A 15332-nucleotide genomic window follows, 5' to 3' on the forward strand; every position below is an offset into this window, starting at 1 on the left:
GCACCTGCGGGGGTGTTTCTCCATAGATCCGGCTGCGCCCGCCGGGGCCCTGGTCGTCCCCGCACCTGCGGGGGTGTTTCGCGGCGGCCGGTGACGCGGCAGGTGTCGGCGTCGTCGTCCCCGCACCTGCGGGGGTGTTTCGCCGTCGCTGGTGGCGGTGCGGGCGACGGCGAGGTCGTCCCCGCACCTGCGGGGGTGTTTCTGCCCCTGCCGAGGGCACCGAGGTCGTCCTGGCGTCGTCCCCGCACCTGCGGGGGTGTTTCCAGCTCGCCGACGTAGTTGGGGAGGTTGAAGGTGTCGTCCCCGCACCTGCGGGGGTGTTTCCGTCCGACAGCACGACTGCGTTGCGTCTGCCGCGTCGTCCCCGCACCTGCGGGGGTGTTTCAGTCCCACACGTGGCAACAGATCTGGGACTTCAAGTCGTCCCCGCACCTGCGGGGGTGTTTCGAAGGCCGCGACTCAGGCCGCGAAGGATGCCGCGTCGTCCCCGCACCTGCGGGGGTGTTTCGCGCCATCGGGAGGTACCCGCGCTGCCGGAGCGGTCGTCCCCGCACCTGCGGGGGTGTTTCGGCCCGCCAGCGCAACCCCCGCGTCCGCAGCCGGTCGTCCCCGCACCTGCGGGGGTGTTTCCTCCCGCACCGGGTCAGGTTCCGGGGCGGGTTCGTCGTCCCCGCACCTGCGGGGGTGTTTCGCTGGCGCAGTCACCGCTCTTGTTCGGCATTGTGTCGTCCCCGCACCTGCGGGGGTGTTTCGCCGCGCCTTCCGGACAGGTGCGCGTCTGAGAGGTCGTCCCCGCACCTGCGGGGGTGTTTCCGGCACGTGGCGCGGTCGGCGGTGTCCGGGCGGGTCGTCCCCGCACCTGCGGGGGTGTTCCTCGGTTCTGGAACTCTGCCCAGGGGGCGTGCGTGTCGTCCCCGCACCTGCGGGGGTGTTCCGGTGATGCCGGGCATGGCGGGCGCGTCGTACTTGTCGTCCCCGCACCTGCGGGGGTGTTCCGGGCTTCACCGCGGGCGATGGTCCACCACCAGCGTCGTCCCCGCACCTGCGGGGATGTTCCAGCCGACCAGGGCGCCACCTTCACCGCGCTTCGCGTCGTCCCCGCACCTGCGGGGGTGTTCCGCGCCGGGGCGGCTTCAGTTAACGGTTGCCGCGGTCGTCCCCGCACCTGCGGGGGTGTTCCGTCCGAGCCGGGCAGAGCCGGGCTGTCCTGCTGGTCGTCCCCGCACCTGCGGGGGTGTTCCCGGCGTCGTCCCCCAGCAGGCGGCCCACGCGCTGTCGTCCCCGCACCTGCGGGGGTGTTCCCACGACCTGCGCCGGCCAGCCCGTGAAAACGGTGTGGTCCCCGCACCTGCGGGGGTGTTCCCTCTCCGGGCTGGACCTCATCCGTACGCTCAACGTCGTCCCCGCACCTGGGGTGTTCCCAGCGGGCCGGCTTCCGGATGTCCGAGGACGGCGTCGTCCCCGCGCCTGCAGGGGTGTTCCGTTTACGAACAGACGATTCAAGCGCCTGACTGTGTCGTCCCCGCGCCTGCAGGGGTGTTCCCTCCAGGCCGATCGCCCGCAGCACCCGCGCGTAGTCGGCCCCGCACCTGCGGGGATGTTCCGGGATACGACGCGACCGCCGTCCAGTTCTTCGGGTCACCCCGCCACGGGCGCTAACGTGCGCCTCTTGGCTGTCCGGGCCCGGGGTTTCCGGGCGGCGGGCGGGCCGAGCCGTCTGTTCAGTGCTGGGCCGCGAACCGTACGAACGGGGCCCAGGCTGGGCGGCTGATGGTGAAGGGCGGGTGGGTGGTGTCCTTGGAGTCCCTGATGTGGATGGCTTGTTCGGTGATCGCGATCTCCACACAGTCGTCGCCCTGCGTGCCGCTGTAGCTGGACTTGAACCAGGCGAGTTCTTTCGCGCCGCTGCTCATAGTTCTCCTCGCAGTCGCTCCAGCAGGTCCCGCGATTCGTTGGGGTTGAGGGCCTGCGAGCGCAGTGTGTCATAGCGTCGGCACAGCACACTCATCTCTTTCAGGTCGGAGATGAGCCTCCCGTTCTGTTGCCCCTCGGAGTACCCGAGTCGCCGTCCCTCAACGGTTTCCAGGATGCGCATGGGTCCGTCCAAACAGCCGTGAAGCTCTGCCTCCAACGGCACCACTTGCAGGGTCACGTTGCGGGAGGCGGTGAGGTCCAGCACGTGGTCGAGCATGGACGCCTGCACCTGGACTCCGCCCAGCCTGCGCCGGAAGACAGACTCCTCCACGATGAAGTCGAATGGCACGGTGGGCCTGTCCCGCAACATGTCTTGTCGCGTCATGCGAGCCGCGAGCTGCGCCTCTGCCTGCTCATCCGTCAGCAACGGAATGCTGTTGTGAAACACCGCCCGCGCGTACGTATCCGACTGCAACAAGCCCGGCACCAGTCGACATTCGTACGTGCACAGGCTCACCGCCTCGCGTTCCAGCCGTGCCCAGCGGCGGAACCATGCCGCCAACCCGGCCTCGCCCCGGGTGAGGTGGCGGGCGGCGCGGCGGAGGGCGCCGGTGTTGCCGAGGGCTTCTTCCGCGCGTTCCACGAACGCCTCGTCCGGCATCCGGCGGCCCAGTTCCACGGATTCGACGGTGTGCCGGGAGTACCGCACCCGCTCGGCCAGTTCGACGCGGCTGAGTCCGGCGTGTTCGCGCAGGGCCTGGACGACCGCGCCGAAGGTGCGCAGACTGTCGGAGGGGTGGGGTTCGCGTTCGTACTCCCCCGCCGGGGCCGGAAGTGCTTCCGCGACCGTGGCCGGGGCCGTGTTCTCTTCGGCGATGTCCATGCGCCGCCTTCCTCTCCGCGCCGCTCCGCGACGTGCTCCGAGCGCTGTCCCACGCGCCTCCAGCCTGCTGACACCGCCCGCGTACTGTCCACTCCGCGTGTGCGTACGTTGACGCCGTGTACGGGGCGAAGGGATCGCGGAGGGGCGGAACGGCCGCCAATCTGGCGGCATGAACCAAGCGACTCCACACGTCGGCGCCACCGTCCGCACCTCCACCCAGCTGTTCTCGTCCACCTGGCGCGGCGCCCGGCTCGCACGGCTGCTGGGTGTGGACGAACTGCGCTGCTGGGGCGCACCGGAGGATTTGGTCGAGCGGGCCGAGATCGTCATCGCGGAACTCGCCACCAACGCCGTGCTGCACGGCCGGGAGCCAGGACGTGATTTCCGGTTCGGGATGGTCTTCGCCCCCTCGGCCGGCTGTCTGCGGGTCGAGGTCACGGACGCCCGGGGGGATGTCTTTCCGCAGGCTCCCCCGGTGTGCGCGACGGTCGATGAGCTGCTGCCGTCAGGGCGTGGTCTGGCGCTGGTCGCGGCGCTCAGCGACCACTGGGATGCCGTTCCGTATCCCCCGAGTGGGAAGACCGTCCGGGCAGTGCTCTCGACGAGGAGTGGCGGGTGACGCGGGTGCCCGCCGGGCGGGGAGCGGGGTGCTCCTGCCCGGCGGGGGTGGTCGGTTGTGTCGCGGCGCTGGGTGTCACCCGATGGCGTGCGCTGCCGCGAGCGGTCAGGCGTCGCTTAAAGGTCTTAAGCGATGGGTTCCCTCGTGGCTGATCTGTCGGGGGCTGCCGCCGCGTTGTTCTCCGGTGTGCGCGGGCCGTTCGCCGCGAGGCGGGCGGCGAGGGCCTCGCCCTCGACGTCCACGGTGGGGATGAGGCGGTTCATCGCGCGGGGCATCCACCAGATGTGCCGGCCGATGATGAACATGACGGCCGGGACGATGAGCATGCGGACCAGGAACGCGTCGACCAGGACACCGACGGCGAGGGCGAATCCGATGGTCTTGAGGATGATGTCGTCGGTCAGGGTGAAGCCCGCGAAGACGCCGACCATGATGAGGGCGGCGGCCCCCACGACGCGGGCGCTGTGGGTGAATCCGTCGATGACGGCCTGAGGTGCCGGGGTGCCGTGGACGTACGCCTCCCGCATGCGGGTGACGAGGAAGACCTCGTAGTCCATCGCCAGGCCGAACAGGATGCCGGTCAGCAGGATCGGCAGCAGGAAGAGCACCGGGCCGGTGGCGTCGAGTCCGACGAGTTGGTTGAGCCAGCCCCACTGGAAGACCGCGACGGTCGCGCCCAGGGCGGCGCCGACGGAGAAGAGGAAGCCGAGGGCGGCCTTCAGCGGTACCCAGAGGGAACGGAAGACCGCGATCAGGAGGATAACGGCCAGTCCCACGACGACGGCGAGGTAGAGCGGGAACACGTCGATGAGTGCGTTGGAGATGTCGACGTCGACGGCGGTGAGGCCGGTGACCATCGCACGGGCGCCGGTCTGCTCGGGCAGGTCCGCCAGGGTGGTGCGGAGGTCGGCGACGAGGTCCTTGGTGGACTGGTGCGAGGGCCCGGCGACGGGAATCACCGTGAGGGTCGCGAGGCGGGCCGTGCTGAGCTGCTGCGTGTAGGCCTGTACCGCTTCGGGGTTGTCGCTGGTGAGCGCCGGGATGACGGCGGCGATGGAGGAGTCGGGGCGGGCGGCCAGCGTCGCCAGGGTCTGCGTGGCGGTGTCGACCGCCGAGGCAGGGTCCGGGGCCTGGTCGGTGTCGATGACGATGAGCAGCGGGCCGTTGGCTCCGGCGCCGAACTCGTCGGAGATGAGGTCGTAGGCGACGCGGGCGTCGCTGTCGGCGGGCTTGGTGCTGTCGCCGGGAAGCGCGAGTTGCAGGGAGGCCGCGGGGAGGGCGGCGACGGCGGCGATCGCGATCCCGGCCACGAGTGCGGGCCAGCGGTACCGGGCGAGGCCTTCGACCCAGCGGCGGCCGAGGGTACGGGGGCGGGTGGCGGGGGTGTCGTCGGCGTCGGACGCGGCGGTGGGCTTCTTCGGGGAGCGTCGTCCGGTGACGCGGGTGCCGGCGAAGCCGAGGAGTGCGGGCAGCAGGGTGAGGGCGACAAGTACGGCGATGGCCACGGTGAACGCCCCGCCCAGGCCCATCTCGGTGAGGAAGCCGATGCCGCACACGGAGAGGCCGACGAGCGCGATGATGACGGTGAGTCCGGCGAAGACCACCGCCGATCCGGCGGTGCCCACGGCGCGGCCCGCCGCCTCCTCCAGCGGGCGGCCCTGGCGCGCCTCGCTCTGGTAGCGGGAGAGGATGAACAGCGCGTAGTCGATGCCGACGGCCAGGCCGAGCATCGTGCCGAGCGCGGGGGTCGTGGTGCTCAGCTCGGTGAAGCCGGTCAGGGTGGCGATGGCGGTGACGCCGATGCCGACGCCGACCAGTGCGGTGAGCAGCGGCATGCCGGCCGCGAGGAGCGATCCGAAGGTCAGGGCGAGCACTACGAGGGCGATGGCGATGCCCATCAGTTCGGCGAGGGCCCCGTCCATCTCCACGCCGAGTACGTCGCCGCCGACGGTGGCCGTCAGGCCGGCCCGCTCGGCGATGTCGCGGGCGGTTTCGAGGGCTTCGCGGTCGGCCGGGGACAGGTCGGCGGCGCTGTGGGCGTAGCTGACCGAGGCGTAGCCGGTGCGGCCGTCCTCGGTGATCGCGCCGAGGGTGAACGGGTCGAGGACCGCGTGGACGTTGTCCGTCGTCAGGGCGGCGAGGGCTTCGGTCACCGCCTGTTGGCCGGCCGGGTCCGTCAGGGAGGTGTTCTCCGGTGCCTGGAAGACGATCCTGGCGGTGGCGCCGTCGGGGGCGGCCCCGGGGTCGCGTTCCTTGATGAGGTCGAAGGCCTGGGTCGATTCGAGGCCGGACAGCTCGAAGTTGTCGTTCGTCCTGCCGGAGAGGCTGGTCGCTCCGACGGCGAGGGTGAGGAGCAGCAGGGTCCAGATTCCCACCACGGTCCAGCGGTGCCGGAACGACCAGCGTCCGAGCCTGAACAACTGCCATGCCATGGCCATTCCTCCTGTGTGTGCTCGTCCGCGCCGCGTCGGGTGGGTGCGGTTTCCCGTGGAGTCACCTGCGTGAGCGGTCGCTGGAACGACCGTACCGTAAAAATATCCAGGTGGATATTTTCGTGGTCGCGGTCATAGGATCGGGCGGGCCGCGCCGCACCGGCCCGGCGAGCGCAGTGGAGGTGTGCCATGACCGACCAGGGCCCATCGGGCGACCGGCCGCCCCGGCAGGACGGCGAGGCCAAGCGGGGAAAGTACGCGAAGGGCCTCGCCCGGCGGCAGCAGATCATCGACGAAGTGCTGGCGGTCTACGACCGGCTGGGGTTCGAGGGAACGTCGCTGCGCGCCGTCGCGGAGGCGATCGGCGTGACGCATCCGGTGCTCAAGCACCACTTCGGCACCCGCGAACAGCTCTTCCTGGAAGTGCTCCAGGAGTACGACCGGCGCTTCCTCGACACCACCGAGCGGGACGCCGGCTCCTTCATCGACCTCGTCCAGCGCTCGGCCGAGCACAGCATGCGGGTACCGGGGCTGATGGCCCTGCTGAACAGCATGGTGGCGCACGCGCTGGAGGCCGGGAACGACCGCTCACGGGCGCACTTCTCCGAGCGGTACGCCCATCTGCGGGGCGAGATCCAGACGCTCCTCGAAGAGGGCCGGGCGGCCGGAACCGTCCGGTCCGACATCCCTCTGGACGAGGCGGCCTCCCTGGTCCTCGCCGTGGCCGACGGGCTCAGCACCCAGTGGCTGCTCGACGAGAGCGCCGACCTCAAGAGCGGTCTGCTGCTGCTGGAACGTCTTCTCCAGCCGCCGGACGTTCAGGCGCCGGCGTCCTGATCCGCCGCACGGCGCCGTTCACCGGGACCGGGCCGGGGCACCGGGGGTGGTGACGGAGTGGGCCGCACGCGGGGCCCGTCGTTCACAGGGTGGCGAACAGCTCCTCCAGCGGGGCGGGGACCTCGCGTGGCCCCAGGGCCTCGACCAGGACCCGGCCGTAGTGGATCTTGCGCCCCTTCTTCGTGCCGAGGAAGCGGCGTACTTGCTGATGCGCGGTGCGCTCGCGCTGGGCGGGCTGGCGTTCGAAGGTCTCCAGGGCCCGAAGGTCGCCCTCCGCCCGGATCAGCTCGCGCACCCGGGGCACGCCCAGCGCGCGGATCAGCTCGTCCTCCAGGTCGGCGGCGCAGACGAAGAACGAGCGCGGCGAGGCGGCCGTGGGCGCCAGCGCCTTCTCGTAGAAGGGGCGCTCCCGCGCGTCGCACAGCCCGGTCAGGCGCAGGCCCAGACCGTCAGGACCGAGCAGGCGGGCGAAGCGCCCGACGCTCATCGCGCCGCCGATGGGCAGGACGCAGACCCCCTCGGCGTCCAGCTTCCGGCCCCGGCCGGCGGCCAGCGCCTCGACCGCCGCGACATCGCTCGGGCCCTCCAGCAGGACGGCCGCCCGTACGGGCAGGCGCGCGGCCAGCTCGGCCGCCACGTCGCCGGGGCCACCGGCCGCCCACGCGATGACCGCCTCCCGGAAGGACTCCATGTCAGCCATGTCTCCGAGTCTCCTCCCCCACCGGGCGGCAGGACAGAGGTTTTCCCCGGGCACACCCATGTGTGGGAACTGTGCGATCCGGGCGCCCATCGGTGCATGATCGTGTGCGCGACGGGGGAAACACTTCCTCACGGACGGTCAACCATCTGACTGCGCTGAGGAGTTCCGTCATGAACCAGACGACGCATCAGGCATCAGGTCGTGCGATGGAGCACCGGACAGCCCGCTGGACACTGTTCCTGTTCGCCGCCACCGGCCTGCTCGCCCTGCTCGCCTCCCCCGTCATCGCCCTGTACGGGCTGCTGTTCGGCGCGGGTGGGCTGGTCGCCACCGGGGTGCTGGCGCGGCGGCACGACAGTGTCGCGACGACGGCCGCCACCGTGATCTTCGCCGGGCTGCTGGCGGGGAGCCTGCCCTATCTGCTGGCCGGGGCCTTCCTGCCCTGACCCGCACGGCCCCGCGCCCCGTGGGCGTCACAGCCAGTCGTTGCGGCGGAAGAGCACGAACAGCAGCACGGTGATGCCCACGATCAGTGTGCTGGAGGTGATCAGCCCGAAATGATCGCTGAAACCGGGGTACGGGACGTTCTGCCCGTAGAACCCCGTGATCGCGGTGGGCACGGCGATGATCGCCGCCCAGCTGGTCACCTTCTTCATGATGAGGTTCATCCGGTTGCTCTGGACGGACAGGTTCGTCTCCATCACCGAGGCCACCATGTCGCGCAGTGACTCGGTCCACTCGGCGGCCCGCAGCACGTGGTCGTAGATGTCCTGGTAGTACGGCATGAGCGGGCCGGTCACCAACCCCAGCCCGGGCCGCATCAGAGTGTTGACGACCTCGCGCATCGGCAGCACCACCCGGCGCAGCCCCACCAGGGATTTGCGCAGCTCGTACGCGTCGCGCTGCACCTGCCGGATCCGCCCCGGGTCCTCGGCGAACAGCAGCTCCTCCAGCTCCTCGATGGCGTCGTCCATCTGCTGGACGGCCTGGAAGTGCCCGTCCACCAGATGGTCCAGGAGCCCGTGCAGCAGAAAGCCCACGCCCTGGTCCGCGAGGTCGGGGCTGTCGTCCCAGCGGGCGACGACGTCATCGATGTCGAACCCGTCGTCCTGGCGCACGGTGATCAGCGCCTGGCCGGTGATGAAAGCGGCGATCTCGGTGGTGCGCAGCCCGCCGCCCGGCTCGACGGTGACCGCGTAGCCGCTGAAGAATTCGTGCGCCCGGTAGCGGTCGAGCTTGGGGCGCTGGCCGGCCTTGGCGGCGTCTTCCAGGGCCAGCTCGTGCAGGCCGAACTCCTGGCCGACCCGGGCGAGCTTCTCCGCGCTGGGTTGGAGCAGGTCCAGCCAGATCAGCGTGGCGGGATCGGCCAGATGATCGGAGATCTCCTGGACCGGGAAGTCCTCCCGGATCAGCGATCCGCCACGGTACAGCCTGCTGCGCGCCATGTTCCGACACTATGGGCCATCGGCCCGGAGCACACGGCGCCCCGGCCCGGGACACGGGCCCGCCCGCCCGCGCGGGCTGTCAGGAACCTGATCGCGCAACGGGAGGGGCAGCACGGGACGGATGACGCAGGATGGGGACATGACCTTCCATGTCGACTCCGAGACCGGGCGGCTGCGCCGCGTCATCCTGCACCGGCCCGGTCTTGAACTGAAGCGGCTCACCCCGAGCAACAAGAACGATCTGCTCTTCGATGACGTGCTGTGGGTGCGCAGGGCGCAGCAGGAGCACGACACCTTCGCCGACCTGCTGCGCGAGCGCGGTGTCACCGTGCATCTGTTCGGGGAGCTGCTCGCCGAGTCGCTGGCGATCCCGGCGGCCCGGGGCCTGGTGCTCGACCGGGTCTTCGACGAGCGCGAGTACGGGCCGCTGGCCACCGACGAACTGCGTTCGGTGTTCGAGGGGCTGCCGGACGAGGAGCTGGCCGAGGCGCTGATCGGGGGCATGACCAAGCGGGAGTACCTGTCCGCGCACCGCGAGCCGTCCTCGGTGCGGTTCCACGTGATGGAGCAGGACGACTTCCTGCTCCAGCCGCTGCCCAACCACCTGTTCACCCGGGACACCTCGGCGTGGGTGTACGACGGGGTGGCCATCAACGCGATGCGCTGGCCGGCCAGGCAGCGCGAGAGCGTGCACTTCGAGGCGATCTACGGGCACCACCCGCTGTTCGCCGGGCCCGGGGCCGGGGCGTTCCACCGGTGGTCGGAGGGGCAGGGCGGGCATCCGTCCACCATCGAGGGCGGGGACGTGCTGGTCATCGGCGGCGGCGCCGTGCTGGTGGGGATGAGCGAGCGGACCACGCCGCAGGCGGTGGAGCTGCTGGCGCGGCGGCTGTTCGCGACCGGTTCTGCGCGCGTGATCGTGGCGCTGGACATGCCCAAGCGGCGGGCGTTCATGCACCTGGACACGGTGCTGACGATGGTGGACGCGGAGAGCTTCACCCAGTACGCGGGGCTGGGGATGCTGCGCTCGTACACCATCGAGCCGGGCTCGGACGACGGCGGGCTGAAGGTGACCGACCATCCGCCGGAGCACATGCACCGGGCGATCGCGGCGGCGCTGGGCCTGGACTCCATCCGGGTGCTGACCGCGACCCAGGACGTGCACGCGGCGGAGCGGGAGCAGTGGGACGACGGCTGCAACGTGCTGGCGGTGGAGCCGGGCGTGGTGGTGACGTACGAGCGCAACGTGACGACCAATACGTATCTGCGGCGCAGTGGCATCGAGGTGCTGGAGATCCCGGGCAGTGAGCTGGGGCGGGGGCGGGGCGGGCCGCGCTGCATGAGCTGCCCGGTGGAGCGGGATCCGGTGAGCTGAGCCGGCCGGGCCCGACAGGCCTTGCATAGCCATGAGAGGGCCCGTATAGAATTCCAGCCATCGAACACCGTCAGTCATCTTTTCGGATCAGGAGCCCCTCATGGCGACAGAACTCACCGGCCGCCACTTGCTCAAGGAACTGGACCTCACCCCGGAGGAGTTCCGTTCCCTGGTCACCCTGGCCGCCGAGCTGAAGGCCGCCCGGCGCGCCGGGGCCGAGGAGCGGCGGCTGGTGGGCAAGAACATCGCGCTGATCTTCGAGAAGGCGTCCACCCGTACCCGCTGTTCGTTCGAGGTGGCGGCGGCCGACCAGGGGGCCGCCACCACCTATCTGGACCCCTCGGGCACCCACGTCGGGTACAAGGAGTCGGCCAAGGACACCGCGCGGGTGCTCGGCCGGATGTTCGACGCGATCCAGTACCGGGGCTCCGCCCAGCAGACGGTGGAGGAGCTGGCCGCGCACGCCGGGGTCCCGGTGTACAACGGCCTCACCGACGACTGGCACCCCACCCAGATGCTCGCCGACGTGCTGACCATGACCGAGCACAGCGACCGGCCGCTGGAGGAGATCGCCTACGCCTACCTCGGCGACGCCCGCAACAACATGGGCAACTCCTACCTGGCCACCGGCGCGCTGCTCGGCATGGACGTACGGATCGTCGCGCCGCGCGTGCTGTGGCCCGAGGACGCGGTGGTCGCCGCGGCGCGGGAGCTGGCGGAGCGCACCGGGGCCCGGATCACGCTGACCGAGGATGTCGCCCAGGGCGTGGCGGGCGCGGACTTCGTGGCCACCGATGTGTGGGTCTCGATGGGTGAGCCGGTCGAGGCGTGGGAGGAGCGGATCGGGCTGCTGACCCCGTACGCCGTCACCATGGACGTGCTGCGCGCCACCGGAAACCCGGACGTCCGTTTCCTGCACTGCCTGCCCGCCTTCCACGACCTGGGCACCCAGGTGGGCCGTGAGCTGCACGAACGCTACGGCCTCAGCTCGCTGGAGGTCACCGACGAGGTCTTCGAGTCGCAGCACTCGGTGGTCTTCGACCAGGCCGAGAACCGGATGCACACCATCAAGGCAGTGATGGTGGCGACCCTGGGCTGACGCCCCGGGTGACCGCCCGCGCCGGGAAATGCGTTGAGCGCGGGCGGGGTTGGCTGGTATCTGTCAGGGATGCTGACCGGAGATCTTGTACGACTGCGGGCGATGGAGCCCGACGATGCCGAAGCCCTGTGGCGTTGGAACCACGACCCGCAGGTGATGCGCTGGCTGGACACCTCCTATCCCCAATCGCTGGCGCAGACCCGCCGCCGGATCGAGGAACGGGAACCCAACAGCAGCTACGAACGGCTGCTGCTGGCCGTCGAGACCCGGGACGAGGGCCGGCTGATCGGGGTGACCGATCTGCGCGACTTCGAGGCCGAGAACGGCATGGCCGTGCTGGACATCTACCTGGGCGAGAAGGACTCCTGGGGCCAGGGCTACGGCACGGACGCCGTCCGCACGCTGTGCCGTTACGGCTTCGACCAGCTGCGGCTGCACTCCATCACGCTGTGGGTGGCGGCCGACAACGCCGCCGCCCGCCGCGCGTACGCCAAGGCCGGTTTCACCGAGGACGGCCGGCAGCGCGACGGCTTCCGCCGCGACGGGCGCTGGTACGACCTGATCCTCATGACCGTGCTGGAGAACGAGCTGCGGCCCCCGGAGCACACCGGCTGAGCCACCGCCGGGCGGCGGACGGGGGCCCTCGTGGCGCCCCTCCGCCGCACTGCGCCGCAGGACAGATCGCCATATTCTCCCGGTATCGCTTCCCGTGGAGGTGCCCATGTCCTATGGATCGATCGCCGGGCCCGGCGGAACCCTCGCCGCCACCGGGCTGGCCGCCGGACAGCTGTGGCTGGTGGTGGCCAGCGCCGCCTTCGTCCTGATGGGGGCGCTCGTGGTGCGGGTGTCCTTCCGGCGGCGGCGCGGGGCGCTCTCGCCGTGACACACCGGGCCCCGGGGGGCGGCCGCTGGCCGGGCGTCCCCGTACTGCACCGGGCCTGGCACCGTTCCCCCTGGCTGCTCGTCCCGCTGGGCCTGGTGCTGCTGACCGGCTTCGCCGCGTGGGTCATCGCGCACGCCGTGACCACCGTGCGCGAACTGCTGGGAGCGCACCCGGGCGGCCTCGCCGTTCCCTGGCTCGTCTCCTTCGTCCTGCTGTGGTGGGTGCCGCTCTCCTGGCTCGAACGCCCCAGGAGACCGGCCCCCGCCGCCGGCCATCACCCGGATGCCCTCACGGTGACGGTGCAGATCCCGGTCTACAACGAGGACCCGGCCATCCTGCGCGCCTGCCTGCACTCGGTGCTCGTGCAGTCCAGGCCGGTCACCCGGATCCGCGTCGTCGACGACGGATCGGCGCACCCGGACGGCACTCCCCTCACCTACGACGGCGTCCGCGAGACGTTCCTGCGGCGCGCGGCGGCCCGCGGCATCACCGCGACCTGGGACCGGACCCCCAACCGGGGCAAGCGGCACGCCCAGATGCACGTCCTGGCGCAGGACGACGCCGACATCTTCGTCACCCTCGACAGCGACTCCGTCCTGGACCCGGACGCCGTGGCCGAAGGGCTCAAGCCCTTCGCCGACCCAGCCGTGCAGTCCGTGGCGGGCCAGGTGCTGGTGCTCAACCACGACGCCAACGCGCTGACCCGGCTGATCACCCTGCTCTACCTGCCGTTCACCCGCGGCCTGCGCAGCGCCCAGTCGGTGCTGCGCCGGGTCACCATCAACTCGGGCACCCTCGCCTTCTACCGCGCCGGCCCGGTGCGCGCCGCCGCGGGCGTCTACGAAAACGAGCGGTTTCGCGGGCGGCCGATGCAGATGAACGACGACTCGATGCTCACCTTCTACGCGCTGCTCGCCGGGGACACCGTCCACCAGCCGTCCGCGCTGGTCTTCACCCTCGTTCCGCAGCGCTGGTCGCACTATCTGCGCCAGCAGATGCGGTGGATGCGCGGCACCACGGTGCGGCATCTGTGGTGGCTGCGCTACATGCCGGCCGGTGGCGTGGTGTTCTGGACCACGGTCGCCGAGTATCTGCACATCCTGCTCGGCCTCGTCATCCCGGTGGCCCTGCTCGCGCACCCCGGCTACCGGCCCCACCTGGGCACGATCGTGACGCTGGGCCTGCTCATCGGCGTCGCCATGAGCTATCTGATGGCCCTGCGCCTGTTCACGGTCGGGCGCACCGACATGACCGGGTGGCAGACCGCGCTGCTGTTCGCCGCCGCCCCGCTCGCCGCCGCCTGGCGCACGGTGGTGCTGCGTCCGCTGTATCTGTACGCCATGGCCACCTGCCACCGGGTGAACCGCTGGGGCACCCGCTCCGCGGTGGAGGTCGACCTCGTCACTCGCCGGGAGACGGCCGGGACCGGCGCCTAGGAGATGTCCGACGGCCGGCGCCGGGTGCCCACCACGGTGGCCAGGTCGGGGGCCAGGCGCAGTTCGGTGGCGCGCAGGGCGGGGTGGGTGAGCCAGTGCAGGCGGGCGTGGTCGACCGCTCCCCCGTGGGTGGGCGGCCAGGTGGTGGACGGTGTGAAGTCGTCGATGACCACCGTGCCGTGCGGGGTGAGCAGTTCCCGCGGGTCGGCCGGGGTGTCCCCGGGTGCCTTGCCCTGGCCGCCGCCATCCAGCACCAGCAGGTCGAACGGGCCGTGCGCGGCGAGGGCGGTCCACTCGGCGTGCACCACGGTGACCCGAGCGTCGTCCGCGAACACCTCGGCCGCCAGGGCGGCCCGCCGCGCGTCGCGTTCCACACTCACCAGCCGCACCCCGGGCCCCGCCCCGGCGGCCAGCCAGGCCAGCCCGACACCGCAGCCCGTACCGGTCTCCCCGATCGCCGCGCCGGCCCCGCCCGCCAGCGCGTACAGCAGCCGGCCCTGCTCCGGGCGGCACGAGAAGGCGAAGCCCGCCGCCCGTGCCGCCCGCAGGGCCCGCGCCACCGGCGGGGGCACATCGGTGAGTTGCTTGTAGGCGTTTGTCCCACGCTCCGTCATGGGGTGATGATGTCCCTGACCTACTCCTCGTGAACGAGGGGATTCACAGGGTTCCGCAACGAAGGAATCGGATGAGCCACCCTTATCTCTCCCATGATGTTGCAGGAGAAGGACCGGCGGTGCTGTTGCTGCACTCCTCGGTCTGCGACCGCCGGATGTGGGACCCGCAGTGGCGGGTCCTGATCGACGCGGGCTTCCGGCTGATCCGGCCCGACTTCCGGGGGCACGGCGACAGCGCGGCCCCGCTCGGTCCGCACAGTGACGCGGAGGACGTCCGGGATCTGCTCGATGAGCTGACCGTGGACCGGGTGGCCGTGGTCGGCTCCTCCTTCGGGGGGCGGGTGGCGCTGGAGTTCGCCGCCCGCTGGCCCGAACGGGTCGCCTCGCTCGCCCTGCTGTGCGCGGGCGCCCCCGGCCACCGGCCCTCGCCGTCGCTGGCCGCCTTCGACGACAAGGAGGACCAGCTGATCGAGGCGGATGACATCGCCGGAGCGGTCGAGCTGAACGTGAGCACCTGGCTGGGCCCGGACGCCGACGGCAACACCCGGGCGATGGTGCGGCTGATGCAGCGGCGGGCGTTCGATGTGCAGCTGGCGGCCGAGGAGTTCGACGCGCTGCCGCCGCCGGAGCCGCTGCGGCCGGCCCGGATCGGCGCCATCCCCGTGCTGGCGGTCTCCGGAGCCCATGACTTCGCCGACTTCCGCGAGATCGCCGCGTCCCTGCCGCACCAGCTGCCCAACGCCCGCCATCTGGAGCTGCCCTGGGCCGGCCATCTGCCGTCCCTGGAGCGCCCGGCGGAGGTGGCCGACCTGCTGGTGGGTTTTCTGCGCAACCCCTTGTGAGGAGGGCCGGAGCGCGGGCCGGACGGGCGGGGAAGCGATGGCCGGCGCGCGCTCCGGAGGTGGCGGCGCACCTCTGCCCTGCACGGCGGAGGTTCGCGGCACCGGTGCGATTCTGCCGGAGTTCCGCACGGCCCGCGCACCGCGACACCGTGATCAAGTCACGATGCGTAGCGCGACAGCTACATTCTGTTAAAGATTCAAGCTCATAGGTACGGTGCTCACCTGGGCCTTTGTCCGCCCGGGCATCACCACC

The 15332-nt window shown here is 71.2% G+C and carries 15 protein-coding genes and 1 CRISPR repeat array (1 of these 16 only partly in view); of the genes, 9 read left to right on the forward strand and 6 right to left on the reverse strand.

All coding sequences use genetic code 11. The features are described from left to right. Positions 1–1364: a CRISPR direct-repeat array (repeat unit 28 nt; unit sequence GTCGTCCCCGCACCTGCGGGGGTGTTTC); it begins 131 nt to the left of the window's first position. Between the two features lie 357 nt (positions 1365–1721). After that, complete coding sequence (locus tag H7827_RS04830; RefSeq protein WP_432742959.1) at positions 1722–1913, reverse strand: DUF397 domain-containing protein; 192 nt, start codon at positions 1911–1913, stop codon at positions 1722–1724. Then, a complete protein-coding gene (locus H7827_RS04835) occupies positions 1910–2797 on the reverse strand; it encodes a helix-turn-helix domain-containing protein (protein ID WP_432742961.1) in 888 nt (295 codons plus the stop codon). The genes H7827_RS04830 and H7827_RS04835 overlap by 4 nt, the downstream gene beginning before the upstream one ends. A gap of 169 nt (positions 2798–2966) precedes the next feature. Here H7827_RS04835 and H7827_RS04840 point away from each other — a divergent pair, with 169 nt between their 5' ends. Continuing rightward, positions 2967–3416: an ATP-binding protein gene (locus H7827_RS04840; RefSeq protein ID WP_432742963.1), complete on the forward strand. Its 450-nt coding sequence runs from the start codon at positions 2967–2969 to the stop codon at positions 3414–3416. A 125-nt stretch (positions 3417–3541) separates the two neighbouring features. Here the strand turns inward: H7827_RS04840 and H7827_RS04845 are convergent, their stop codons facing one another. Next, on the reverse strand, positions 3542–5848 hold the full coding sequence (locus H7827_RS04845) for an MMPL family transporter (protein WP_432742965.1): 2307 nt from the start codon (positions 5846–5848) through the stop codon (positions 3542–3544). A gap of 189 nt (positions 5849–6037) precedes the next feature. Between H7827_RS04845 and H7827_RS04850 the strand changes: the two genes are divergently transcribed. Further along, positions 6038–6685 (forward strand): TetR/AcrR family transcriptional regulator, encoded by a 648-nt coding sequence (locus tag H7827_RS04850; RefSeq protein ID WP_386533825.1) that lies wholly within the window; start codon positions 6038–6040, stop codon positions 6683–6685. A gap of 82 nt (positions 6686–6767) precedes the next feature. Here H7827_RS04850 and H7827_RS04855 read toward each other — a convergent pair whose 3' ends face one another. Then, positions 6768–7385, reverse strand: coding sequence for a TOPRIM nucleotidyl transferase/hydrolase domain-containing protein (locus tag H7827_RS04855; protein ID WP_432742967.1), 618 nt, complete (start codon positions 7383–7385; stop codon positions 6768–6770). Between the two features lie 170 nt (positions 7386–7555). On the opposite strand from H7827_RS04855, the gene H7827_RS04860 reads away from it, so the two are divergent. Then, positions 7556–7831, forward strand: a complete 276-nt coding sequence (locus H7827_RS04860; RefSeq protein WP_381187730.1) for a hypothetical protein — start codon at positions 7556–7558, stop codon at positions 7829–7831. Between the two features lie 27 nt (positions 7832–7858). Here the strand turns inward: H7827_RS04860 and H7827_RS04865 are convergent, their stop codons facing one another. Then, a complete protein-coding gene (locus tag H7827_RS04865; protein WP_432742969.1) occupies positions 7859–8830 on the reverse strand; it encodes a magnesium transporter CorA family protein in 972 nt (323 codons plus the stop codon). Between the two features lie 139 nt (positions 8831–8969). Here H7827_RS04865 and H7827_RS04870 point away from each other — a divergent pair, with 139 nt between their 5' ends. The 5 genes from H7827_RS04870 (at position 8970) to H7827_RS04890 (ending at position 13623) form a co-directional block, all read left to right on the forward strand. Continuing rightward, a complete protein-coding gene (locus H7827_RS04870) occupies positions 8970–10205 on the forward strand; it encodes an arginine deiminase (protein WP_432742971.1) in 1236 nt (411 codons plus the stop codon). 100 nt (positions 10206–10305) lie between these two features. Then, a complete protein-coding gene (gene argF / locus H7827_RS04875; protein ID WP_386533815.1) occupies positions 10306–11304 on the forward strand; it encodes an ornithine carbamoyltransferase in 999 nt (332 codons plus the stop codon). A gap of 102 nt (positions 11305–11406) precedes the next feature. Then, positions 11407–11919, forward strand: coding sequence for a GNAT family N-acetyltransferase (locus tag H7827_RS04880; RefSeq protein ID WP_234389644.1), 513 nt, complete (start codon positions 11407–11409; stop codon positions 11917–11919). Between the two features lie 106 nt (positions 11920–12025). Next, a complete protein-coding gene (locus H7827_RS04885; RefSeq protein ID WP_386533810.1) occupies positions 12026–12187 on the forward strand; it encodes a hypothetical protein in 162 nt (53 codons plus the stop codon). Beyond that, on the forward strand, positions 12184–13623 hold the full coding sequence (locus H7827_RS04890; RefSeq protein WP_432742974.1) for a glycosyltransferase family 2 protein: 1440 nt from the start codon (positions 12184–12186) through the stop codon (positions 13621–13623). The genes H7827_RS04885 and H7827_RS04890 overlap by 4 nt, the downstream gene beginning before the upstream one ends. Here the strand turns inward: H7827_RS04890 and H7827_RS04895 are convergent. Then, positions 13620–14237 carry a class I SAM-dependent methyltransferase gene (locus H7827_RS04895; RefSeq protein ID WP_432742976.1) on the reverse strand — a complete coding sequence of 206 codons (618 nt, stop codon included), beginning with the start codon at positions 14235–14237 and terminating at the stop codon, positions 13620–13622. The genes H7827_RS04890 and H7827_RS04895 overlap by 4 nt on opposite strands. A 71-nt stretch (positions 14238–14308) precedes the next feature. Here H7827_RS04895 and H7827_RS04900 point away from each other — a divergent pair, with 71 nt between their 5' ends. Next, positions 14309–15079: an alpha/beta fold hydrolase gene (locus H7827_RS04900; RefSeq protein ID WP_364246482.1), complete on the forward strand. Its 771-nt coding sequence runs from the start codon at positions 14309–14311 to the stop codon at positions 15077–15079. Positions 15080–15332 lie beyond the last annotated feature (253 nt).

It is taken from the genome of Streptomyces sp. JH002, from assembly GCF_050916115.1.
GTDB lineage: Bacteria > Actinomycetota > Actinomycetes > Streptomycetales > Streptomycetaceae > Streptomyces > Streptomyces xiamenensis.